The 23,193-nt window shown below is 65.0% G+C and carries 16 protein-coding genes and 1 pseudogene; 8 read left to right on the forward strand and 9 right to left on the reverse strand.

From position 1 onward, the window contains the following. Positions 1-132 precede the first annotated feature (132 nt). The 5 genes and pseudogenes from IM660_RS01825 to IM660_RS19805 all read left to right on the forward strand — a co-directional run bounded on the left by IM660_RS01825 (position 133) and on the right by IM660_RS19805 (position 11,815). Positions 133-4,125 (forward strand): SdrD B-like domain-containing protein, encoded by a 3,993-nt coding sequence (locus tag IM660_RS01825; protein WP_193497748.1) that lies wholly within the window; start codon positions 133-135, stop codon positions 4,123-4,125. A 41-nt stretch (positions 4,126-4,166) separates the two neighbouring features. After that, a complete protein-coding gene (locus tag IM660_RS01830; protein ID WP_193497749.1) occupies positions 4,167-4,973 on the forward strand; it encodes a hypothetical protein in 807 nt (268 codons plus the stop codon). Positions 4,974-5,702: 729 nt separating this feature from the next. Continuing rightward, the gene (locus IM660_RS01835) at positions 5,703-7,550 is read left to right on the forward strand and encodes a VaFE repeat-containing surface-anchored protein (RefSeq protein ID WP_193497750.1); all 1,848 of its coding nucleotides are present in this window, start codon (positions 5,703-5,705) and stop codon (positions 7,548-7,550) included. 2,067 nt (positions 7,551-9,617) lie between these two features. Next, positions 9,618-11,240, forward strand: a pseudogene (locus tag IM660_RS19800) (SdrD B-like domain-containing protein); the annotation flags it as partial. Positions 11,241-11,329: 89 nt separating this feature from the next. Continuing rightward, the gene (locus tag IM660_RS19805) at positions 11,330-11,815 is read left to right on the forward strand and encodes an SdrD B-like domain-containing protein (protein ID WP_246465090.1); all 486 of its coding nucleotides are present in this window, start codon (positions 11,330-11,332) and stop codon (positions 11,813-11,815) included. A 101-nt stretch (positions 11,816-11,916) separates the two neighbouring features. Here the strand turns inward: IM660_RS19805 and IM660_RS01850 are convergent, their stop codons facing one another. From IM660_RS01850 to idi, 8 genes are all read right to left on the reverse strand, one after another. Then, positions 11,917-14,265 (reverse strand): sensor histidine kinase, encoded by a 2,349-nt coding sequence (locus IM660_RS01850; RefSeq protein ID WP_193497752.1) that lies wholly within the window; start codon positions 14,263-14,265, stop codon positions 11,917-11,919. 104 nt (positions 14,266-14,369) lie between these two features. Beyond that, complete coding sequence (locus IM660_RS01855; RefSeq protein WP_425503876.1) at positions 14,370-15,263, reverse strand: prenyltransferase; 894 nt, start codon at positions 15,261-15,263, stop codon at positions 14,370-14,372. Further along, entirely contained in the window at positions 15,257-15,580 is a 324-nt protein-coding gene (locus IM660_RS01860) for a lycopene cyclase domain-containing protein (protein ID WP_193497753.1), read from the reverse strand. The genes IM660_RS01855 and IM660_RS01860 overlap by 7 nt, the downstream gene beginning before the upstream one ends. Next, the gene (locus tag IM660_RS01865; protein WP_159621137.1) at positions 15,577-15,900 is read right to left on the reverse strand and encodes a lycopene cyclase domain-containing protein; all 324 of its coding nucleotides are present in this window, start codon (positions 15,898-15,900) and stop codon (positions 15,577-15,579) included. Before IM660_RS01865 ends, IM660_RS01860 begins: the two co-directional genes overlap by 4 nt. Further along, positions 15,897-17,477 carry a phytoene desaturase family protein gene (gene crtI / locus IM660_RS01870; RefSeq protein WP_193497754.1) on the reverse strand — a complete coding sequence of 527 codons (1,581 nt, stop codon included), beginning with the start codon at positions 17,475-17,477 and terminating at the stop codon, positions 15,897-15,899. Before crtI ends, IM660_RS01865 begins: the two co-directional genes overlap by 4 nt. Beyond that, positions 17,474-18,325 (reverse strand): phytoene/squalene synthase family protein, encoded by an 852-nt coding sequence (locus IM660_RS01875; RefSeq protein ID WP_193497755.1) that lies wholly within the window; start codon positions 18,323-18,325, stop codon positions 17,474-17,476. Before IM660_RS01875 ends, crtI begins: the two co-directional genes overlap by 4 nt. Further along, positions 18,322-19,359, reverse strand: a complete 1,038-nt coding sequence (locus IM660_RS01880; RefSeq protein WP_193497756.1) for a polyprenyl synthetase family protein — start codon at positions 19,357-19,359, stop codon at positions 18,322-18,324. The genes IM660_RS01875 and IM660_RS01880 overlap by 4 nt, the downstream gene beginning before the upstream one ends. Beyond that, complete coding sequence (gene idi / locus IM660_RS01885) at positions 19,356-19,886, reverse strand: isopentenyl-diphosphate Delta-isomerase (protein WP_193497757.1); 531 nt, start codon at positions 19,884-19,886, stop codon at positions 19,356-19,358. Before idi ends, IM660_RS01880 begins: the two co-directional genes overlap by 4 nt. Before the next feature lie 64 nt (positions 19,887-19,950). On the opposite strand from idi, the gene IM660_RS01890 reads away from it, so the two are divergent. Continuing rightward, on the forward strand, positions 19,951-20,475 hold the full coding sequence (locus tag IM660_RS01890; protein WP_246465092.1) for a MarR family winged helix-turn-helix transcriptional regulator: 525 nt from the start codon (positions 19,951-19,953) through the stop codon (positions 20,473-20,475). On the opposite strand, the gene IM660_RS01895 is transcribed toward IM660_RS01890, so the two are convergent. Then, entirely contained in the window at positions 20,476-21,204 is a 729-nt protein-coding gene (locus IM660_RS01895; protein WP_193497758.1) for a GAP family protein, read from the reverse strand. 110 nt (positions 21,205-21,314) lie between these two features. On the opposite strand from IM660_RS01895, the gene IM660_RS01900 reads away from it, so the two are divergent. After that, complete coding sequence (locus IM660_RS01900; RefSeq protein ID WP_193497759.1) at positions 21,315-22,490, forward strand: sensor histidine kinase; 1,176 nt, start codon at positions 21,315-21,317, stop codon at positions 22,488-22,490. Beyond that, entirely contained in the window at positions 22,487-23,146 is a 660-nt protein-coding gene (locus tag IM660_RS01905; protein WP_193497760.1) for a response regulator, read from the forward strand. Before IM660_RS01900 ends, IM660_RS01905 begins: the two co-directional genes overlap by 4 nt. Positions 23,147-23,193: the final 47 nt, after the last annotated feature.

The raw sequence follows: 23,193 nt of genomic DNA on the forward strand, positions 1-23,193 counted from the left end.
GCTGCAACGACCTGCGCCCTATCCTGCCAGGGGCATCGAGTGGCGGTGTTCGTTGGCGTGCGTCGGTCTTACTGGACTGGGTTTGACGTGCCGCACGTTCCAAGACTGGGTGACCCAGAGGAGACATGTCAGATGAAGCCATGGAGATCGGTAGTCGCGGGGCTGGCGACCTTGGTGCTTGGTGCCATGTTCGTGAGCGTTGGCCCAGGTGTCTCTGATTCCCGCGCCGCTGCGGGCGATGGCGTCCTTACCGTGCAGGTTGACCGTGACTTCTCCGGCGACGGAGTCTATGACGCCTCCTACGATCCTCCTCAGGCAGGTATCGACGTGAGTGTCACGGACGGCACGGACACCGTCGGGCCGCTTGTGACGAACTCCTTGGGTCAAGTCTCGTTCGACCTCTCGGACCTTTCGGGGGAGAGTTTCCGAGTCGATGTGGCAGTGACTGATCCTGAACTCGACTACCTTCAAGCGGCACCGGCGGCTACTGCTGATGTAGCCGACGCCTTCCGGAGCTTTACCACGTTCGTCGGCGGTGAGACGCAGACGATTCATGTCGGAGTCTGGAATCCGGATACCTTCGTGCCGGAAGCCGCACCGCTCGCTGTCGTTCAGCAGACGGATCGGTCCGCTGCCGGAGACATCCGATCCCTCATGGTGACCGACTGGGACAACCGAGGGCCGACCACGGACGACACCGGGGACAACACGAACGGGATCACGACGGTCGCAACCCAGGAAGAGACGGGCACCGTCTTCGGTACAGCCTGGGATCACACCACCAACGAGATCTACTCGGCCGCCTATGCGAAGGCACACACGGTTTACGGACCGGGGGGCAGCGGCGGCATCTACCGGACCGACGTCGATGGCGGTGGTCCTGGGAACACCGAACTGTGGGCGACCGTACCCAACGCTGGAACGTCGGCTCACCAGACGGAAGATGGGTACGATGACGACTTCTTCATGGCCAACGGTCGTGAAGGTCTAGGCGGACTTGCCCTTTCGGAGGACGAGTCGACCTTGTACGTGGTGAATCTCAACGACCGCTCTTTGTACACGTATGCCACCTCCGATTCCGCACCGGCTACACCGGTCGAGTCGGTGCCGATCACGGACCCCGGATGCGTCGGTGGCCAGTGGCGGCCGTTCTCCGTCACCGTTCGGGACGGCGGGATCTACGTGGGCGGGGTCTGCGACGCGTCGAGCAGCCTGAGTCGCTCCAACCTCACCGCTCATGTTCTTCAGTTCGACGACGGCGCTTTCACGAGCATCTTCTCCAAGGATCTCGACTTCCGGCGGGGCAACCAGAACTACTCGGATCCGACGCCCAACTTGGTCGGCCCGAACGTGGCAACGAACTGGAACCCGTGGCGGACCAGCTGGGACGCTGACCTCGCTGACTACTTCGACGCTGGCCCCCTCTACCCGACGCCGATGCTGACCTCAGTGGTCTTTGAGAACGACGGGTCAATGATCCTCGGCTTCCGCGACCGCACGCCGGACATGCTCGTTCGGCACGGATTCAGCCCCGACCCGGACAACCGAACCAGCATCACTGGCGTGATCGTCGGGGGTGACATCAACAAGGTCTGTCTCACTGATGGTGTGTACGAGTGGGAGGGTGCTGGCTCCTGCGGCGACAACTCGACGCCGGCGAACTCAGGTGGAGAGCCCGTTGACCGTGTCGAGTTCTTCCCAGGTGACTTCTTCGACGCCAGCATCCGCTACCCCAGCTCCACGGTGCGACACCTCGAGAACTCGATGGGTGGGCTGGTGCTCAACCCGCGTCAACCGGATATCGCGAACACGACGATGGATGCGTCCGGCCTCTTCAACACAGGCGGTATCGGCTTCTACGACCGCGAAGTCGGCACGGGACCTGGGAACGAGCCCCTGGACCGTGGCTTGCTGGTGGCCGGGAACGAGACCTACAACTTCGGGAAGGGAAGTGGTCTCGGCGGCCTGTCTTTGCTGGCAGCAGCGGCCCCGAGCCAGATCGGCAACCGAGTCTGGTTCGATACCGACCAGGATGGTCAGCAGGACCCTAGCGACGAACCAGCCGTGGCGGGCGCGACCGTGCGGCTACTGTCATCGGACGGGATGACGGTTCTCGCCGAGACTGTGACAGACGAGAATGGTGAGTACTACTTCGGCGGTGACGGTGGGTATGCGCTCGAGCCAGGGATCGAGTATGTCGTCGAGTTCGATGTGACCACTGTGGACACGGCGTCGCTGCCTGGTGCACCGCCGCTCGACGAACTGCAGTTCACGCTCTCGCAGGCCGCCGGCGTCCCCGACGAGCTCGACTCGAACCCAACCCCAACGGCGGACGCGCTGATTGCTCGTGCAAATGTGATCGGGCCCGAGGTTGGCGAGGTTGACCACACGATAGACGCGGGGATCTACGTGCCGTCTCTGTCGGTGAGTGTGGGTGACTTGGTGTGGTTGGACGAGGATCGTGATGGTCTTCAGGGCGATGGTGAGCCGGGGATTGAGGGTGTTGAGCTGACGTTGACTGGTCCGGATGGGGAGCCGGTTACGGATGTGTTCGGCAACCTGGTTGAGCCGGTGTTCACGGATGAGGCCGGTGAGTACTCTTTCGATAATCTGCCCGCGTTGGATGAGGGTGAGTCCTACACGGTGACGGTGACTCCGCCGGTTGGATTCGATCCCACGGTTGAGGGTGCTGGGGATGACCCGGCGTTGGATTCTTCGACTGGGTCGGCGACCAGTGGTGATCTGACTGGTGATGGTGACCGTGACCCGTCGCTGGACTTCGGGTTTGTCCCGGATCTGGTTTCGGTGGGTGATTACGTGTGGATTGATGCTGATCGTGATGGCATCCAGGACGAGGGTGAGGCCCCCGTTGAGGGTGTGGAGGTCACGTTGCTCGATTCCGATGGTGAGGTGGTTGCTACCACGGTCACGGATGCGGATGGGTATTACGTCTTCACTGATCTGCCGATCAGCACTGAGTTCACGATCGAGTTCCCGACCACTGTTGAGGTGGATGGTCAGGATTACCCGTTGACCCAGGCGCAGGTTGGGGATGATCCGGGGGTGGATTCGAATCCGGGTGCGGATGGGACGTTCTCGTTCACGACTCCTGCTACGGGTGAGAACTCGGGTGAGCCGGGTCAGGCTGATGACCCCACGATCGATGCTGGCTATGTGTCTCCGTCGGTGAGTGTGGGTGACTTGGTGTGGTTGGACGAGGATCGTGATGGTCTTCAGGGCGATGGTGAGCCGGGGATTGAGGGTGTTGAGCTGACGTTGACTGGTCCGGATGGGGAGCCGGTTACGGATGTGTTCGGCAACCTGGTTGAGCCGGTGTTCACGGATGAGGCCGGTGAGTACTCTTTCGATAATCTGCCCGCGTTGGATGAGGGTGAGTCCTACACGGTGACGGTGACTCCGCCGGTTGGGTTCGATCCCACGGTTGAGGGTGCTGGGGATGACCCGGCGTTGGATTCTTCGACTGGGTCGGCGACCAGTGGTGATCTGACTGGTGATGGTGACCGTGACCCGTCGCTGGACTTCGGGTTTGTCCCGGATCTGGTTTCGGTGGGTGATTACGTGTGGATTGATGCTGATCGTGATGGCATCCAGGACGAGGGTGAGGCCCCCGTTGAGGGTGTGGAGGTCACGTTGCTCGATTCCGATGGTGAGGTGGTTGCTACCACGGTCACGGATGCGGATGGGTATTACGTCTTCACTGATCTGCCGATCAGCACTGAGTTCACGATCGAGTTCCCCACCACCATCACCGTGAACGGGGAGACCTACCCGCTCACCACAGCAGGGGCAGGAAGCGACACCGGGCTGGACTCCAACCCAGACCAGAACACCGGCCGCTACTCCTTCACCACTCCTGCTACGGGTGAGAACTCGGGTGAACCCGGCCAGGCAGACATGCCGACCATCGACGCCGGCTACACCCCAGCCCTGGTGGGTGGCCCGTCTCCGAGCCCTACGGATACTCCGCCCGTGTCCGAGCCGACCGAACCTCTGCCAGGAACGGGCGCCTCAGGTTCACTGCTCCTGATCGGTGGGTTGGCTGCTCTCGTGTTGCTGGTGGGCATACTCCTCCGTGCCGCGCGGCAGCGAGCAGTCCGCTCGTAGGCTGAAGCGCAAACGTCGATGCCCACTGGCACACTGGTGCGGTGGGCATCGATGTGGCCAGATCGGTGCAAGAGCAGACTGCCGGGCAGGCCATAGCCAGCGGGGGAGATGCGCGGTTGATGAGGAGCGTTCACGTCGACACCGATGACGATCAGACCTGCAGTGAGGGCGCGTGCTTCCGTCGACGGATGCTTGGAATGCTGCTGGTGATGCTCGCAGCACTCGGAGCGCTGAGCGCCTGTTCCGAAGGCCTGGACGAGGACGGTGAGCCACTCACCATCCCGCAGTCTGAGCAGTTGGCCGCCGCCCGTTTCGGCCTCAGCAACGCGGGCCTATTCGCCGCGACAGTGACCTTGGGCGAACCTGACTCAGTCGACAGGTTCACGGCCGAAATCACCGTCGATCCGGACCGCCTCTACGCGTGGGGAACACTAGCGCGAGGTCCTGACAGCCTCGCTGTCGAAGAGCAGGTGCAGCTGACCGAGGGTGCGATCGCCGTGCTACGCGACGGACGGTGGCAGGTACAGGATCAGACGCAATTGCTCAACCAGCTTCGGATCGTTTTCGCGCTCGTCAGTGACCGGCCAGAGAACGCTCAATTGTTGCGTCAATCTGATGCCCGATATCTCGGTGGCGCCGGCCTCGACGGTGTCGAGATGTCCGTTTACCTCCTTCCGACCCTGGATGGCTCGGGTGGCGCTTCTCGATTGTGGCTCAATTCTGAGGGGCTCATCCGCCGACTTGATTCCGGAGATGACCAGTTCGTGATTCAGGTCGGCGCTGGGGTGCCGACAAGCGAGCCCACCGATGGGCCATTGTTCGACTCCGTGCCAGTAACTGATTTGTAGCCTAGATGGAACGTCGGCTCTCAAGGGAACGCATGAAAGTGCCAGCGCGCCCAGCGCATCGGACGTCGTCGACGGTGAGTCCTGCCGGACCTTCCCAGCCACCAGTCGACAGCGCCTCATGGGCCGTGGCCGTCAGGCCGATGCTCGGCGCCGTTGCTCTTCGGATCGGCGGGACTGTTGAAATGACCCCCGTGCGGGGCTCCAATCTTCAGGCTCCCGAGTCCTATCGTGCTCTCGTTCCGATTCCTCTGTGGTTTCCCCACAGGGATGGTTCACGCGTCACTCTCCCCCGGGCCGATGCGTGGGCTGGCGGCACCGCGACCGGGTCCCGGTCTCGCCAGGCGTCACGGCGAGACCGGGACCGCACTCCCAGCCTCACATGTGCCATGTCATCGCGACCACGAAGCGTGACCCGTGGGTGAAGGTGTTGGGCTCTTCAACGTCCGAGTCTGAGTAAGGCATCCGGGGTGCCCATCATGCTGGTTGTGGGTGTATGTGCCGACTGTGTGAGGACGGCCCCTGCTAGGTCCGCCAGCGGTGCTGCCGGACAAGCGCGCGAACGACGCGGGACCATGTCATCCCAGAATTGACCCCCATTCAGGGGTCTTCCACGAGGGCTTGTCTTCCCTACGATGCACTCTCCATAGCCGACCGGGCTGCAGTTTTGTGCGCTCCCGCGGTCCAGTCTGAATGAACGTGGAATGGGGCAGTTTCATGCAATGTGGGCGGATGCGCAGCGGCAACCGTATCGGGCGATGGCTCGCTGCAGCGCTGTTGGCACTGGGTGTGGTCGTCGCTCCCGGTGTGGCGGCGGCTGTAGACCTGGAACCTGGTGATACGCCGTACATCGGAAGTAAGGAGGGGTACGGAGGCACCGGCTTGTTCCCGATCTGGTCCAACGGCAGTCCGACTGGCGACCCCGACTACTGGGCCTACTGCATCGAGCAGCCCGTCGCTGCGATGACGGGCCTCGTGGGTGAGGTGGACGATCTCGATGGCTACCTCGGCGACAACTACTTCGCCGACCCAGAGGTTCAGGGCAAGGTCTTCTGGGTGCTCGCCCATAGCTACCCTGAGTTGAGTCTCCAGGAGTTCGGCGAGGCGATCGGTGTTCCCGGGATCTCGCGCAACGATGCGATCGAGGCAACCCAGTACGCGATCTGGCGTTACACCGATCTCACCTTCGACGCGTCCTGGCCCTTTGAGTCGGCTGACTCGGAGGCCGCCTACTGGTATCTCGTCAACGGCGCGAACGCGAATCCCGGGCTCACGTATGACGACCTGGAGGTGACCGCCGCAATCGCGGCACCGGGGAGCGCGCAGTCGGCTGACTCTCTTGTCGGGCCCTTCGTGGTGAACACAAACCAGCCCACCGTGAGCGTGACAGTCGACCCGGCCATCACTGTGACTGACGCGAGTGGCACCCCGGTTGACACGGACGCGGTCGCCGATGGGCAAGAGCTCTACCTGGACTTGCGTGGAACGACCGCAGAAGGCGAAGCAACCGTGCAGGTGACGGCTGCGGGCACTAGCAGCACCGGAAAGATCGTCAGCGTCCCGACTGTTCCGGGGACGACACCTACCGCCGAGGATCACGCGCAGACCATCATCCTTGTGACGCCTAGCACGACCCGCACGACCGCTGAGGCCAGCGTGTCGTGGACGGCCCTGCCAGTTCCGGTGATTGGGACGTCGCTGGTCGATGCCGCCGATAGTGACCGGGTGCTGCCTTTTGATGGTGGCGTCGTGGTGGACACGGTGACATATGAGAATCTGACTCCGGGTGTGGAGTACACCGTGACGGGTGAGCTGATGCATCAGTCGGATGGTTCTGGTTCTGGGATCACCGGTTCGACCACGTTCACTCCCGATGCGGCGAGCGGGTCTGTGGACGTTGAGTTCACGGTCCCGACTGGATTCGCCGGTGAGAGTTTGGTGGCCTTTGAGCGATTGTTCGAGGGTGCGGATGTATCGGGCGAGCCGGTAGCCGTGCATGAGGACATCGACGATGAGGCCCAGACGGTGACCGTGGAGGAAGCGCCAGTTCCGGCGATTGGGACGTCGTTGGTCGATGCCGCCGATGGTGACCGGGTGCTGCCTTTTGATGGTGGCGTCGTGGTGGACACGGTGGCGTTTGAGAATCTGACTCCGGGTGTGGAGTACACCGTGACGGGTGAGCTGATGTATCAGTCGGATGGTTCTGGTTCTGGGATTGTTGGTTCGGTGACGTTCATTCCGGATGCGGCGAGTGGGTCTGTGGAGGTTGAGTTCACGGTTCCGGCTGGTTTCGCTGGTGAGAGTTTGGTGGCCTTTGAGCGGTTGTTTGAGGGCACGGACACCACGGGTGATCCGGTGGCGGTGCATGAGGACATCGATGATGAGGCTCAGACGGTGACGGTGGAGGATGCGCCGGCTCCGGTGCCGGAACTGCCATCGACAGGCTTCGGCGTCGCGGGAGGTGCGGTTCCGACGACGATTCTGCTGACTGCGGTGGGCATAGCCATGGTGCTCCTGAACCGCCGCTGGAACGCCAGTTCGGCTCTAGCCCACCCGGATGCTCGGCGCAAGGTGATCTGACCTCATCAGTTTGACCTTCCTATCGCGCACTACCTCCCAGGAGCGCTCCGGTGATGGCTCGCCTAGGCTCCTCTCCCGAGGCAGATGCGCGAGCAGCCGGCAACATCACTGCTGGTCCCGGTTTCGCCACACGCCATGGTGAACCCGGGACCGGCGTTGCCCGGGGCTCGTGGGCCGAGACCAAATGACCCCCAAGAAGGGGTCGCGGGGGCCGGGGCGACCGGAAATCATAGTGAACCGTGTGTGGTGAGCATCTGAGTCGTGATGAGGTTGGCTGTGGTTCGACGTGACGTCGTATTGCATAGATCGCTCGACTGAAGTTCGGCACATCACCGCACTGTCTGTGAAATCGCGACCTAGTCGTTGAACGTGACTACTGGGTTTCGGTGTTTGAACTCCATTTCAGCGGTCGGGCGTGAGCCCGCCAGCAGCTTCGTCTCCGGGGGAGATATGCACTTGCGAAGAATTATCGGTGCGGGCGCAGCCTGCGTTCTGACTGGTGGGTTGCTCGCCGCCGGTCTAGTGCCCGCAGCGGCAGCGCCCGCTGATGGGTCGATCACCGTCACGGTGGTCGAGGATCGCAACCTGGACAGTGCGCGCAACGGCGCGGATGCACCACTTGAGAACGTTCAGGTTCGGTTCGTCGACGCAGCCGGAGACGTGATCACCCGCAGTACCGATGCCAGCGGAGTCGCTACGCTGCTGGCTGCAGAGAACGATCTCGTTGGCGGGCAGTACCGGGTGGAAGTGGGCAACCCGAACGTCGGCATCTATACCGAGGCCCAGATCCTGGACGCTCACGCCGAGCCTGAATTCGCACCGGCAGTCTCATTCGTTGACGTTGCCGACGGCCAGGACGCGACGCTGTCAGTCGGATACGTCGACCACACCGAGCTCGGGCCAGAAGGTGCGACTCTGTATTCGGCAGTTCAGCCGGACGACATCTGGCCCGCTAGCGGTGAGTCGACCGAGTTGTACTCGATCGACTACTTCTTCTCGCCGTCAACCATCAGCGATGTCACCCCACGCTCGACGTTCGGCTCGGTCTACGGCATCGGCGTCGACCAGGATAACCGGGACATCTACGCCGGCGCATATGCGAAGCGAGGGTCTGAGTATGGCCCCGATGGTCCCGGCGCTATCTACCGCGTGAACGCGCTGACGGGTGCCACTGAAACCTACGTCGTCGTCCCGAATGCAGGCAGCACCATGCATGACATGACCGGACTGGGCGACACCGGTCATGTGATCCAGGACTTCGAGTTCCGGACCGCGGTCGGTCGCGAGGCGTTGGGTGATGTGGACGTTAACGACGACAACACGTTCCTCACCACGGTCAACATGAACACCGATTCGCTGGTGGTCTACCCGGTGCAGGAAGCCGCGAACCCGGCCCCCATTCAGAGTCTGGCGGTGCCCGTTCAGAACGGGTGTGCCGCGGACTGGGCTCCGATGGCGTTGGAGGAGCGCGACGGCGTCCTGCATGTAGGTGCGGTATGTGGCGCCACGATGGAGACGTACATCCTGACGTACGACCGCGCCACAGACGGAACATTGACGGCGACGGGCACAGTGCTGTCGGGCAACGTCTACGACACTGTCGGACGTAACGGGCAGAACGGCCCGAACCTTGCTCTTTCCGGCGGTGTCTGCCAGAAGGTCGACTGGCGGCCTTGGAATGACGACGTCGACCAAGAGTGCATCGATGCGACAGCCAACACAGCCCCCATCAACCCCGCAGGAAACGGGCTCGCGAACCAGTTCGTCTATCCGCAGCCGATGTTGGCCGACATCGTCCTGACCGAGTCCGGTGAGTACATCCTCGGTTTCCGCGACCGCGGCGCGGATCAGTACAGCTCCCTCCTGTACTACGGCGAGAAGACCAACGGGTCCGCGGCGTATGCGAACTACATTGCGACCGGTGACGTCGTTGCGACCACGGTGACCGACAGTTCCCTGACGTTCGGCGATTCGAAGGACTTCTACGACTTCGCTGGATTCCACAACCAGGCTGCCTCGGCCGGTATGGCGTATATCGATGGGAGCAACCGGCTGGTGACCAACCAGATGGATGCCACTGGACTCTTCTCCAACGGGATCCGCGGGTTCAATGTCGATACCGGCAATGCCGCCAACAACGCCTTCGTCACCGACGACTTCCAGAAGTCTCAAGGTTTGGCTGATCTCGAGGTGATCGTGCTGGAGCAGACGCAGCAGATCGGCAATAGGGTGTGGATCGACACTGACGAGGACGGCATCCAGGACCCGGGCGAGGCGCCAGTCGAGGGCGTGCAGGTGAGCCTGTACGACTCAGCCGGAGAGTTGGTCGCGACCACCGAGACGGACGAGAACGGTGAGTACTGGTTCGACTCCGCCGATGGACTGCTGCCGGAGGCTGACTATCAGGTGCGGCTTGACCGCGAGTCCGACTTCCAGGCGGGTGGGCCACTGGCCGGTACGACGCCGACGGCCGATGACGCTGGTCTGAACCAGGACATCGACAGCAACGGTGTTCCAGCGGATCCGGAGTCGGGTCTAGGCGAGTACGTGGTGCTTGCGGACATCACCAGTCCCGAGCCAGGTGAGAACGACCACTCGATCGATTTCGGATTCATCGTGCCTGGCGTCTCGGTGGGTGATTTGGTGTGGTTGGACGAGGATCGTGATGGTCTTCAGGGCGATGGTGAGCCGGGGATTGAGGGTGTTGAGCTGACGTTGACTGGTCCGGATGGGGAGCCGGTTACGGATGTGTTCGGCAACCTGGTTGAGCCGGTGTTCACGGATGAGGACGGTGAGTACTCTTTCGATAATCTGCCCGCGTTGGATGAGGGTGAGTCCTACACGGTGACGGTGACTCCGCCGGTTGGATTCGATCCCACGGTTGAGGGTGCTGGGGATGACCCGGCGTTGGATTCTTCGACTGGGTCGGCGACCAGTGGTGATCTGACTGGTGATGGTGACCGTGACCCGTCGCTGGACTTCGGGTTTGTCCCGGATCTGGTTTCGGTGGGTGATTACGTGTGGATTGATGCTGATCGTGATGGCATCCAGGACGAGGGTGAGGCCCCCGTTGAGGGTGTGGAGGTCACGTTGCTCGATTCCGATGGTGAGGTGGTTGCTACCACGGTCACGGATGCGGATGGGTATTACGTCTTCACTGATCTGCCGATCAGCACTGAGTTCACGATCGAGTTCCCGACCACTGTTGAGGTGGATGGTCAGGATTACCCGTTGACCCAGGCGCAGGTTGGGGATGATCCGGGGGTGGATTCGAATCCGGGTGCGGATGGGACGTTCTCGTTCACGACTCCTGCTACGGGTGAGAACTCGGGTGAGCCGGGTCAGGCTGATGACCCCACGATCGATGCTGGCTATGTGTCTCCGTCGGTGAGTGTGGGTGACTTGGTGTGGTTGGACGAGGATCGTGATGGTCTTCAGGGCGATGGTGAGCCGGGGATTGAGGGTGTTGAGCTGACGTTGACTGGTCCGGATGGGGAGCCGGTTACGGATGTGTTCGGCAACCTGGTTGAGCCGGTGTTCACGGATGAGGCCGGTGAGTACTCTTTCGATAATCTGCCCGCGTTGGATGAGGGTGAGTCCTACACGGTGACGGTGACTCCGCCGGTTGGATTCGATCCCACGGTTGAGGGTGCTGGGGATGACCCGGCGTTGGATTCTTCGACTGGGTCGGCGACCAGTGGTGATCTGATGGTGATGGTGACCGTGACCCGTCGCTGGACTTCGGGTTTGTCCCGGATCTGGTTTCGGTGGGTGATTACGTGTGGATTGATGCTGATCGTGATGGCATCCAGGACGAGGGTGAGGCCCCCGTTGAGGGTGTGGAGGTCACGTTGCTCGATTCCGATGGTGAGGTGGTTGCTACCACGGTCACGGATGCGGATGGGTATTACGTCTTCACTGATCTGCCGATCAGCACTGAGTTCACGATCGAGTTCCCCACCACCATCACCGTGAACGGGGAGACCTACCCGCTCACCACAGCAGGGGCAGGAAGCGACACCGGGCTGGACTCCAACCCAGACCAGAACACCGGCCGCTACTCCTTCACCACTCCTGCTACGGGTGAGAACTCGGGTGAACCCGGCCAGGCAGACATGCCGACCATCGACGCCGGCTACACCCCGCCCGAGCCTCAGATGCCGGTCACTGGAACCGATGGCGCGCTCACCCTAGTCGGCCTTGCTGCCGGTCTCGTGCTCGCCGGAATGGTCCTGGCCATGCTTCGGCGCCGCACTCCGGCCTGAGCCGGTGGGCGCCTCACGTGAGGTGCCCGCCCGATACATGACGCCCACGATGCCTGCCCGTGTCGTGGGCGTCATGTATCCAGGTGGACGATGTGGTCGAGTCAGGAGATGACCAGTTCATCATCTGCATGGAGGGGGTGGCCATTGTGAGCGACCCGGTCGACGGTCCGTTGTCCCGAGCCCGGCGGGTCACATCGGCTTCGCAGCGTGACCAGCGTGAAGTCACTGGTGTGCCGTAGACGATGGTCAAGATGGCCGGTTTCGTCTAGTACCGTCCGGACACTCGCGGCGATTGTGTGTGGCCCAAGAATCAGGCAGAGCGGTTCGCCACCCTCAGAGAACAGGCCGACGTTTACCGAGTCCGACGGTTCGCAGCTGTCGATGACGCCCAGGAGGACTTCCCCGACGGCCTTCGCGGTCGCCATGTCTGGCATGTCCGTGCCGCCCGCCTGGACCTGGAGCGACAATGACCGCGCGCGAGCCTGGGTAAGGGCGAGTGCGAACCAGGGACTCATATGGATCAGGCCCGGATCGAGTGAGATCAGTTGGCGGAGGTAGCTCTCCTCCTCGGCGCACAGCCTGCGAATAGCTGGGTCCCGGGGGCTCGCCTCACCCGTCGCGATGCGTTCAAGAAGCGCAGCCGAGGAACGCGTGCCGGCACTGATCCATCGAGCCCGTGCGGTTGTCAATGCGGTGTGAGAGGAGCTCGCGACCTCGGACTCCAGAGTCATCAATCGATGACGTTCGTATCTGCGGATGGTGCGAGTGAGAACGGGCAGAAAAACCATCCAGCCCGCGAAGAGACCGAGTTGTGGGCAGACTGCGACGATGGGGAGCAGCGTCAGTTCTGGTGAGTCCTCCCGCATGATCGCGCCTGCCACCGCGACCGCGACTCCGAGCGCGACGAGCGCCGCGGACAGAGGGAATCGAGACCGAGAGGTCACCCACAAGATCAGCAACGGCACCGTCGCGAGGACAGCGGGCAGGTCGGTCATGGGGGCATCCAGCGCGTGAACCGTCAGAAGCGAGGTGAGGAATGTTGCAGGGACGGAGCAAATGACGAGGAACGTCAACCAGTGAGGCAGTCGTCTCCCCCCGCGAGTGAACCACCAGCACAACACCGCAAGAACTCCGATTGCGGTGGCGGTGGCAGCGGCAGCACCGGCTACGGGCGGCGAGCGCACCAGGGTTGCTGCGAGGTCGGCGACTACGATGAGGATCGCCCAGACCCAGCAGCCTGCCATCGTGATGGAGGTGGGGTCGAGTCCTGACGCGGGTTCGGCACGGGCAGTGGGAGTGCCGTCTGCTGAATAGGAGAGGGTTGTCGTCGTTCCTTTCCCGGGAGTCGATCGTAGATCGACATGCACCCCAGCTTCGCTGCACCGTCTGACCACCGATTCTGCGAGGCCACGGCGGGGGATTGTGCGCCCGTCGAATCCTGACCCAGAGTCCGACACGGTCACAGTGAGATGCGCATCCTTGATGGTGATGCCGATGGATACCCGGCCAACACCCGCGTGCTTCGCCGTGTTGGTGGCGAGCTCAAGGATTGCGCGTCGGATCGCCCGAGAAGTGTCGGCCGGAAGCAGCGATTCGAACCTCTCGAGATCTTCGGTAGGCGGCCCTGAATAGTCGACGTGAATTCCGGTGCGCAGACGGAGTGCCTCGATGCTCAGATCCGGAGCGTCAATATTCCTGCCATTCGCCAGTTCGGCGACCGCTGCCACGTCTTGTGCACAACGATCTCGCACAGCGCGCAGGTCTGCGACGCCAGCTCCGCCGCGAGCGATGGCAGACAACGTGTTCACGACCGTGTCGTGAAGGACGCGAGCATCCTCTGCGAGCTGTCGGCCCGCATACCGCGCTACGCGTTCGAGACGGACTGCTTCGTGCGTTCGTGCCGCTTGAATGTCCGCACGAGTGGCTCCGTTGTGCATGACGCGTACTAGCACGTGCGCACCACACGAGAGCGTGACGGAGGTCACGATCACGATCAGTCGAGCGCTCGGCGGCCAGTTGGGGCTGAGAATGATCTGCGCGCTGGTCAGGAAGACGATTGCTGTGGCGGTCACCGCGATGGCGGTGCGGCGTCGCATGATCAGGGCCGGGGTCGCGCAGGTGAGGCACGCCGTCCAGATGGCAGCGAATGCCAGGGCGCTACCAGCATCGTCCGTGACCGCGTAGTCGACAGCGGTCAGAACGTAGCTTGCCGCGAGGCACAGGGACGCCGGGCCGCGGCGCAGAAGACAGAACGCCAACGCTGCCATCAGCAGCACGTGTGCCAACAGCACGGGAACTGGATGATCGAGCGTAGGGGTGGCCATGACCGCGATGACGAGGACGAACTGCCAGACTCCTATGCCGCCGATGGCGGACCGATGCAACGCATCCACCACCAGCGCGCCGGCCGCAGAGCCAGACCCCTGACCAGGTTGCTCAGTTTTGGACATCCTTGAGCCACGTCGTTGACGCTTGGACCAGGCTAATGAGAGCACCCCTCGCGTTGCCACGAGTTTGATCCTATTCAGGGGAGTTCCCAATCAGGGAGTCACGCTCACGGGAACAGGACCCCAGGACTAACCCACAGAAGGTACTGCGTCACCAGGAACCCCACCGCCGGGTTCAACCACAGGAACCGCCGCCACCCGGCCGTCGCGCGCTGCGCGTCAGCATCGCTGACGTTCAGATAGGGAGCCGTCGACACCAGGTAGGGAACCACCAGCACGGCCAGCGGTGCCCACGCGCCACCCCAGACCGCCAGCATCACACCCGCCGCCACGTACAGCCCGGCAGCGATACGCACCGTCGCGGCCGCCCCAGCCCACGTGGCGATCGAGGCGATCCCACCCGCACGATCGGCCAGCACGTCCTGTACCGCCCCGAATGCGTGTGAGGCCATCGACCAGGCGAAGAATGCGGACAATGCGGCCAGCACGACAGCGTCGAGCTCGATGCCGGAGAGTGCCACGGCGTACACCGCCGGACTCACGAAATGCGTCGCAGACGTGACTGAATCCAGGCCCGGCCGCTCCTTGAAGCGAAGCAGTGGTGCCGAGTACGCCACCACCGCGAACACACTGACGGCGAGCACCAACGTCGCCGGCAACGACCCCAGCACCACCAGAGCCGCAATGAACGGCACCGAGGAGCCCACGGCAGCGATCACCGTGGTGCGATGCAATGAGCGTTCCAGGACCACACCGTGCACCCCGCCCTTGCGAGGATTGTGGATGTCGGACTCGTAGTCCCACACGTCGTTGAGGCCGTACATCAGCAGGTTGTAGGGCACGAGGAAGAAGAGCGTGCCCACGACCATGGTCAACGCTGGAACATCGCCCGCCAGCAGGCAGGCCACCAGGAACGGATATGCCGTGTTGATCCAGCTGATCGGGCGCGAGGAGGCGAGCACGTGACGCCACGGGAGGACCTGCTGCACCGCGCTCACGATGTGTCGTCCGCTCCGCGCCTGGTGCGGCCGTCCCGTCCCGCTCGCGCGGCGAGCGACCAGAGACCGGGCACCACCATCGCCGCCACGAGTGGCCACGCGAAGTCCTCGATCGGGGCCAGACCCACCCGGACCCCCACCGTGTGGTCGTCGGCGTACCCGAACAGGTCAGCGGCGATCATCACGTTGTCGAAGACGGCGGTGAGAACCACCAGGACCAGCGCCAGCAGGCCGATGTGCCTCCACGGTCCGCGATACGTCAGCGCACAGAACACCGCGGCCAGCGCCAGCACGACCAGGGCGAGTCCCAGGTAGGTCATGAACTTTCCGTCCTGCTCGTACGCCCGAGAAGTTGCAGCACGATGAGGCTCAGGTAGCACAGGAAGGTGATGAACACGAGCTCCTCCACGGGGAGCTCGGGCAGCACCTCGATGCCCGTCATCGCCGCGCTCTCACCTCGGTGGTAGAAGCCTGCACCGATGGCGACGACATCCCACACCAGGAAGATCGCCCCAGCTCCGAGCACGGTCGCCGCAGCACGCACCGGCGCGTGCCAGAACGCGAGTCGCCAACGGGCATCCATCAGCACCAGGCACCCCAGCGGGATCAGCAGGAACAGCAGGTAAAGGTACGGCGTCATCGACGTGCCCTGGTGCGCAGAGCGGGAAGCGGTTCCGGTAGTGGGCCGGTGCTGACATCGCCACGCAGGCGCTTGAGTACCAGCTCGGCGCTGATGAGGCACATCGGTAGTCCCACACCCGGGATCGTCCCAGATCCGGCGTACAGCAATCCGTCAACGTGCCGGGACGCGTTGCGCGCCCGGAACATGGCGCTCTGGCGCAACGTGTGGGCAGGGCCGAGCATCGTGCCCCGCCACGCGTGCAGGTCGGCGGCGAAGTCGGCCGGGCCCACGGTCCGGCGCAGGACAACGCGCTCGCGCAGGTCGGCGACCCCGGCCCGCTCGCCGATCTGATCGAGCATGCGGTCCACAAGCTCCTCGACGGCGGGCGAGCCCTTGCCGTCGAGGCCGCCGTGGCCCAGGGCCGGGTCCGCGCCCACCGGCACCAGCAGGAACAGGTTCTCGTGGCCGGCGGGTGCGACGTCGTCGTCGGTGGCCGAGGGACGGCAGACGTAGGCCGAGGGGGTACCCGGGATGCGGCCGGCGTCAATGTCGGCGAACGTGCTTGCCCAGTCCTTGGCAAAGAACAGCGAGTGGTGGGACAGCTGAGGGAGCTCGCCGCGGATGCCGAGGTAGGCCAGGATGGCGCCCGGGCCTGGGTCGCGGCGGCGCCACCACGCCTCCGGATATGTCTGTAGGTGCTCCGGCAGCAACTGGGTCTCCAGATGGTGCAGGTCCGCGGCGCCGACCACCACGTCCGCCTCGAGGTGTCGGCGCAGCCCGCGCCGGACGTAGTCCACGCCGCTCACCCGTGCCCGGCGGGTGCCGGTGGTCGCGATCGCCGTGACCTCAGCACCGGTGTGTAGCTGTGCCCCGTTCTCGGTGGCGAGATCGGCGATGGCCTGGATGAGCCGGGTGAACCCGCCCATCGGATACTGCACGCCGCCGGTCAGATCGAGCGAACTCATCAGGTGATACATGCTCGGGGCCCGCCGAGGGGAGGTGCCGAGAAACACCGCCGGGTATCCGAGGATCTGCTGCAGCGGAACGTTCGCGAACTGTCCTTTCACCTTGGACTCCAGCGAGCGCAGCAGCAGCGTCGCCAGGCGCGGCAGCCGGCGCAGTACCTCCGGCGTCAGGAACCCACGCAGGTCCGCGAAAGTGGTGTAGAGGAACCGATCCCGGGCAAGCACCTCGGTTTCAGAGGCCGAGTCGAGATAGGAGCGCAGGCGGACGCCCGCTCCTGGTTCGCGCGCCTCGAACAGGGCCACGTTCTGCTCCACGTCGGCCGCGATCTCGATCGGCTCCGCCTCTCCCTCGGCGAATATGCGATAGGCGGGGTCCAGTGTGCGAAGGTCGAGTACATCGTTCATGTCCCGCCCCAGCAGCGAGAAGAAGTGGGCGAAGACCTCCGGCATCAGATACCAGGAGGGTCCGGTGTCGAATCGGAACCCCTCGACCTCCCACGAGCCAGCGCGTCCGCCGACCTCGCCGTGCCGTTCCAGCACGTGCACCTCGTGCCCTTCGGCTGCGAGCAGGGCCGCCGTGGCCAGTCCGGAAATCCCACCGCCGATCACCGCCACCACGGAGCCCGTCATGCCCGGGCTCCGATCGCCGTCACGAGAATGCGGGCCTTCACCGCATCCGGAACGCGGATCCTGCGGCAGAGGATCTCTTCGGCAGGGGTGCGGCGCAGCCGACGGGACAGCTCCGCGAAGAAGTGATGCGCGGCCAGCACCGCGCGGCGGCTGCGAGGTGGCAGGCCCGCGATGGCCACTCGCGCGGCGGCGAGGTCGGCGTCGATCTCGTCCAGGAAGGTGTCACGCTCGGCGTCACTCAACCGCGCCACGTCCACCCCGGGCAGGTAGTTGCGCCCGAGGAGGTCCCGGTCCGCGGCCAGATCGCGCAGGAAGTTGACCTTCTGGAATGCGGCACCAAGCCTGATCGCGCCGGCTCGCAGACGTTCGTAGGCAGCGTGGTCACAGTCAGTGAACACGCGCAGGCACATCAGGCCCACGACCTCCGCGGAGCCGTGTACGTACGCATCGAGTCCGGTCCGGTCGTGATCACGCACGTGCAGATCGCTACGCATCGATGCGAAGAAGGGATCGATCAACTCGGCCGTGATGCCGTACCGCCGCGCCGTCCCAGCGAACGCATGCACCACCAGGTTGGCGCTGCGTCCACTCTCGAGGGCAGCCAACACGTCCGCCTGGAGACCATCGAGCAGGCGCGCGCGGCAGGCGGGATCGAGGGCTGGATCCGGATCGTCGACCAGTTCATCAGCGATGCGCACGAGTGCGTAGATCGTGCGCACGTGGGTGCGGTCCGGCTCGCCCAGCAGCGCTGTCGCCCAGCCGAAGGAGGTCGAGTACTGGCGGATCACCACCTGCGCGCTGGCGTGAGCAGCGTCGTCGTATCGCGTGCGTCCGGTCGCGTCAGTCATGCGGCGCTCCACGCGAGGTCATGGGCGAGCCAGGCAGCGCCGATGAGTTCGGCGCCGGCACTGCCGAGGAGGATCGCGCGCTCGCGGGCTGCGCGCTCGTGCTGGTCGGCCAGCTGCTCCACACTCGTGCGGGCGCCGCACTCGGTCAGTAGGTGGCGCACTCTCGCCAGTGCGGCCGTGTCGACGTCGGGATCTCCTACGTGCGGTCGCACCTGGTCCCACGCATCGGTCGTGGCGGCATGGGCGAGTAGGGCGGTCCGCTTGCCTTCGCGAAGGTCGGAGAGGGGGTTCTTGCCGGTGCTGGTCTCGTCGCCGAACATTCCGCCGAGATCGTCGCGGAGCTGATAGGCGATCCCGAGCAGCCGTCCGACCTCTCCGATCTCGGTCACGACCTCCTCATTGGCACCTGCGAGCACCGCACCTGCCTGCAGCGGCAGGGAGAAGGAGTATGCGGCGGTCTTCAACTCCTCCATCCGGAGCACCTCAGCCACCGGGAGCGAGTCGTCCAGCGTGGCGCGCACATCGGCGAGCTCTCCAGCAGCACTGTCCAGGAGAGCATCGTCCATGAGATCGAGCAGTCGTGCGACGCGCTCGGCCGGCGCCCCGCAACGGGCCACCAGCTGGACCGCACCAGCGAGAGCAAGGTCTCCCGCGAGGAGCGCGGCAGCCTCACCGTAGCGGCGTGCCACATCCGGCGCGGCACCGACACGGGCGCCGTCGTGGGCAAAGGAGCCGGAGATGTTGGGGAGGCCGCGCCTGGTCTGATCGCCATCGATCACGTCGTCGTGGATGACGAAGGCCGTGTGCAGCAGTTCCACCGCGGCGCCGATCGTGGCGCTGTGGTCGGCGTCGGCGCCACCACAGGCAACTGCTCCTGCCTGGACCAGCCGCGGCCGCAGCCGCTTTCCGCCGTCGCTGGCATGTCGGAGCGCCGTCCACAGGTCGTCGGCACCGCGCGCTGCCATGCGGGCTGCGCGGGAGGCGAAGAAGGCATCGAGCCGTGCCTGGACGGCTGCGTCGTGATCGTGCGTCATGATCGCCGCTCCGCGTCCAGCAGTGGCACCTGGAGGGCCATCCACGGGCTCACGCTCCAAGGTGCGAGCCGAACGAGGTCGACGACGTCCGACCATGGCTCCCACCGCCACGAGACGACCTCGCCCGGGTTGGGTGCCGGATCGGTACCGACCGTGGCGGTGAACACCGGGCACACCTCGTTCTCGACGATTCCGGAGTCATCCACGGCCCGGTAGCGGAAGTCCGCGACCGCCATCCGTATCCCGTCGGCCCGGAACCCGAGCTCGTCACCGGCGCGACGACGAACAGCCGATTCGAGCTCCTCGCCAGGCCGGGGGTGCCCGCACCAGGAGTTGGTCCACACGCCCGGCCACGCACGCTTGGACAGGGCACGTCGGGTCAGCAGGACATGGCCGTTGACGTCGAAGGCGTAGCACGAGAAGGCCTGGTGCAGCGGTGTCGATCGATGGTGGCTCTCCTCGCGCGGCGCCGTCCCTCGTGGCCGGCCGTCGTCGTCGAGAAGGATCACGAGGTCCTCGGAATTCATGACACTCCCTCCTTATTGCTAGATAATCTAGCAATAAGCGTGCTGAGTAAAAAGGGGAGTGCTGATGGGTCGCCGTAGCATCGACGTCATGTCAAGCGAGGGCTACTGGTATGACGCGAGCGCCGAGGGCACGCAGATCCTCGCGGCGCTGCGGCGATTCCGGGCGGCCGAAGAGCATTTCCGGCGCCAGCTGGTGCGAGATATGGGGATGAACATCACCGATGTGGTGGCGATCCGTCACGTAATCGCCGCAGAGCAGGCCGGTGCTGCGCTCACCCCCCGCGACCTCGCCGACCGTCTGGAGATCTCGACGGCGTCCGTGACCACTTTGCTGGACCGCCTGGCTGGCTATGGGCATCTGGACCGTGTCGCGCACCCCACCGACCGGCGCAAAGTGGTGGTGCGTGCCACAGCGCACGCTCACGAGGAGGTGCGCACCCGTCTGGCCGCGATGCACGAGGAGATGGCCCGGATCGCTGCCGGCGTCCCGCCGCACTGCCGGGACGCCGTCGTGGGCTTCCTCGACGCGATGGCGGGCCACTTTGCCGGAGCTACGGTCCCAGCCGACCACGACCCAGCCGGTACGTGATCAGCCGATCGATATGCCGATCGATTCCAGCAATCCGATCCGGGAGGCGGCATCGCGTAGCAGCAGGAACCCGGCGATGCCCATCACCCAGGCGATGGTCTCGCCCGAGGATTTCGCCATCCAGGCCGAGACCCGGATCAGCAACGGTTCGATCAGCCGGCGAGCGGCGATCCGTGCGCCGAGCAGCAGCAGCGCCGGAAGCACCATCACCGCGCAGTAGCCCGTGAGCAGCAGCACCCGCTGCGCCACCGGCAGGTCGGCGGCGGTGAGCATCCCGACGGCGCCCAGGTAGGGAAGCATGGTGGCCACCTCGAGCGTGGCCGCCCCGAGCGCCAGCCCCATCAGGGCCGGCAATCCGCCCCGCCCCTCGGCCGAGACCGTGCGCTCCCGCCAGCGGGAGAACCGGCCCGGTGCGGGGCTGCTGCCGTCCTTCGGCTCTCGCCCGACAAAGAACGCGCCGACGAACAAGACGGCCCCCAAGACGAGTTGCGCGTAGGTGAGCACCGGGGAGTCCTGGTCCAGCGCCGTCATCAGGGTGTCGGCTCCAGCGAGCAGGAGCAGCCCGACAGCCCAGTAGAAGGCGGCCACGGTCACCAGGAACACCAGTATCCGGCCCGGGCGTAGCCGCCCCGGGGCGAGCATCAACCAGATCGGGATCAACAAGGTCCCGAAACTGGCGGAGTCCACGAGCGCGAGCACGGCGAGCGTTCCGAGCAGAGGTGCAGTCATGCCAGCAGCATGCGTGGGCGGGCATCGATGCGGCATCGGCCAGGAGGAGAGGGCGGATCTCATCCTTTCGTCGCATCGGTGCAGGCCCGTCGTGGCGCAAGAATGGACGGATGCAGCGGTGGATCGAGGTGTGGCGCCGGCGTCTGCGCGGCACGTCGCGACGCCAGGTGGTCACGGAGGCGATGGCCGTGGCCATCGTCGGTCTTGCACTGCACGGGCTGGGTGTGGGGCCGGTCATCAGCGATGCGCCGTTCGACGTTGCCCCGTTCTGGCACGTCCCGTTGCTGCTCGCCGGAGCCTTGATCATGCTCGGTAAGCGCCGCCATCCGGTCGCTGCTCTGGGCGCCGGTTTCGTGGTGTTCGCCGCAGATTTGCTCATCGGCGGCAGCCTCGGCGCGATGCTCGTCCTCATCGACCTGCTGTATACGCTCGCGTTGCACGGGTCCGCGCGTGCTGTCCGGCGCCTCATTGCCCTCACGGCCATGATCATCGCTGCCGTGACAGTGCTCGGCTGGGCACTGCTGCACGATCTGCGCGCCGGCCTCCTCATCGGCCTGCAGGCGTTCGCCGTGCTGGCGACTCCCACATGGTGGGGAACCTCGGTCCGGCGGCAATCGGAGCTGGCCGAACTTGCCTCCGCCCGCGCCGCCGACCGTGAACGACTCACCCGGATGGAGCACGAGGAAGCCCTCCGTGACGAACGCGAGCGGATGGCCCGCGATCTGCACGACGCCGTCGCCGGGAACCTCTCGGCCATCGCCCTGCATGCCGAGGCAGGGCTCACGCGACCGGTCACGGACCACGGTGCCCGCCGCGCGCTCGAGGCGGTGCGCGCCTCGAGCCTGTCCGCCCTCGCCGAGATGCGCACCATGATCCGGCTGCTCCGCGGCGGTACCCCGGAACGATCGCCCACCGGCATCAGCGACGGCCGGGCCGTCCGGGAACTGGTGGTGGCGCACCACGGAGCTATCTGCGCTGACCCAGCCGATCTACCCCAGCTCCCGACGGCGGTCGATCAGACCGCCTTCCGGCTTCTGCAGGAGGGGCTCACCAATGCGACCAAGCACGGATCGGGTCCGCCGGAGGTGGAGGTCAGCCTCGCCGGAGGTCACCTGGACCTGTTGCTGCGCAACCCCAGTCCTCCACGCTCGGATCGGGGGAGCGGCATGGGACTGGAGATCATGGCGGAACGGGCGTGCGCCGTCGGGGGCTCGTTGACGGTGGGGGAGGATGATGGGGTGTGGACGGTGCGAGCGCGACTGCCGATCGAGGGGGAGGCGGGATGATCCGCGTGCTGCTTGCCGATGATCACGCCGCTGTGCGGGCCGGCCTGCGGATGGTGCTGGAGACGGACCCGCAGCTCGAGGTGGTCGGTGAGGCCGCCGACGGGGAGAGCGCCGTGACGAATGCCCGCGCGCTGCGCCCGGATGTGGTGCTGATGGACATCCGGATGCCGCGCATGGATGGCGTGGCGGCCACCACCCAGATCGTCCAGGCAGGTATCGCTCAGGTGCTGGTGCTCACCACCTTCGACCTGGACGAGTATGTGGTGGCCGCGTTGCGGGCGGGGGCGGCCGGGTTCCTGTTGAAGACCGCCGACGGCGCCACGCTGGTCGACGCGGTGCGCCGGGTGGCCGCGGGGGAGGGTGTGGTGGCGCCGGAGGTGACGCGTACGCTGCTGGACGCCTTCGTCGGCTCGCGCCCTGGGCCAGGGGAGAGCAGCGGGGGCGAGGCAGACGACGCGCGCTTTCCCGGGCTGACCGTGCGTGAACGGGAAGTGCTCGACTGCCTCGGGCGTGGCTGGTCGAATCAGGAGATCAGCCGCGCACTGCACATCACCGAGGCGACCACCAAGTCGCATGTCTCCCGGGTGCTCACCAAGCTCGGATGCCGGTCGCGGGTGCAGGCGGCGATCCTGGCGCGGGAGGGGCTCCGGACGTGAGTGCACCGCTGATGTGCGGGCGAAAATGACCGGTGATGGTCCGGCGA

The organism is Ruania alkalisoli (genome assembly GCF_014960965.1).
GTDB lineage: Bacteria > Actinomycetota > Actinomycetes > Actinomycetales > Beutenbergiaceae > Ruania > Ruania alkalisoli.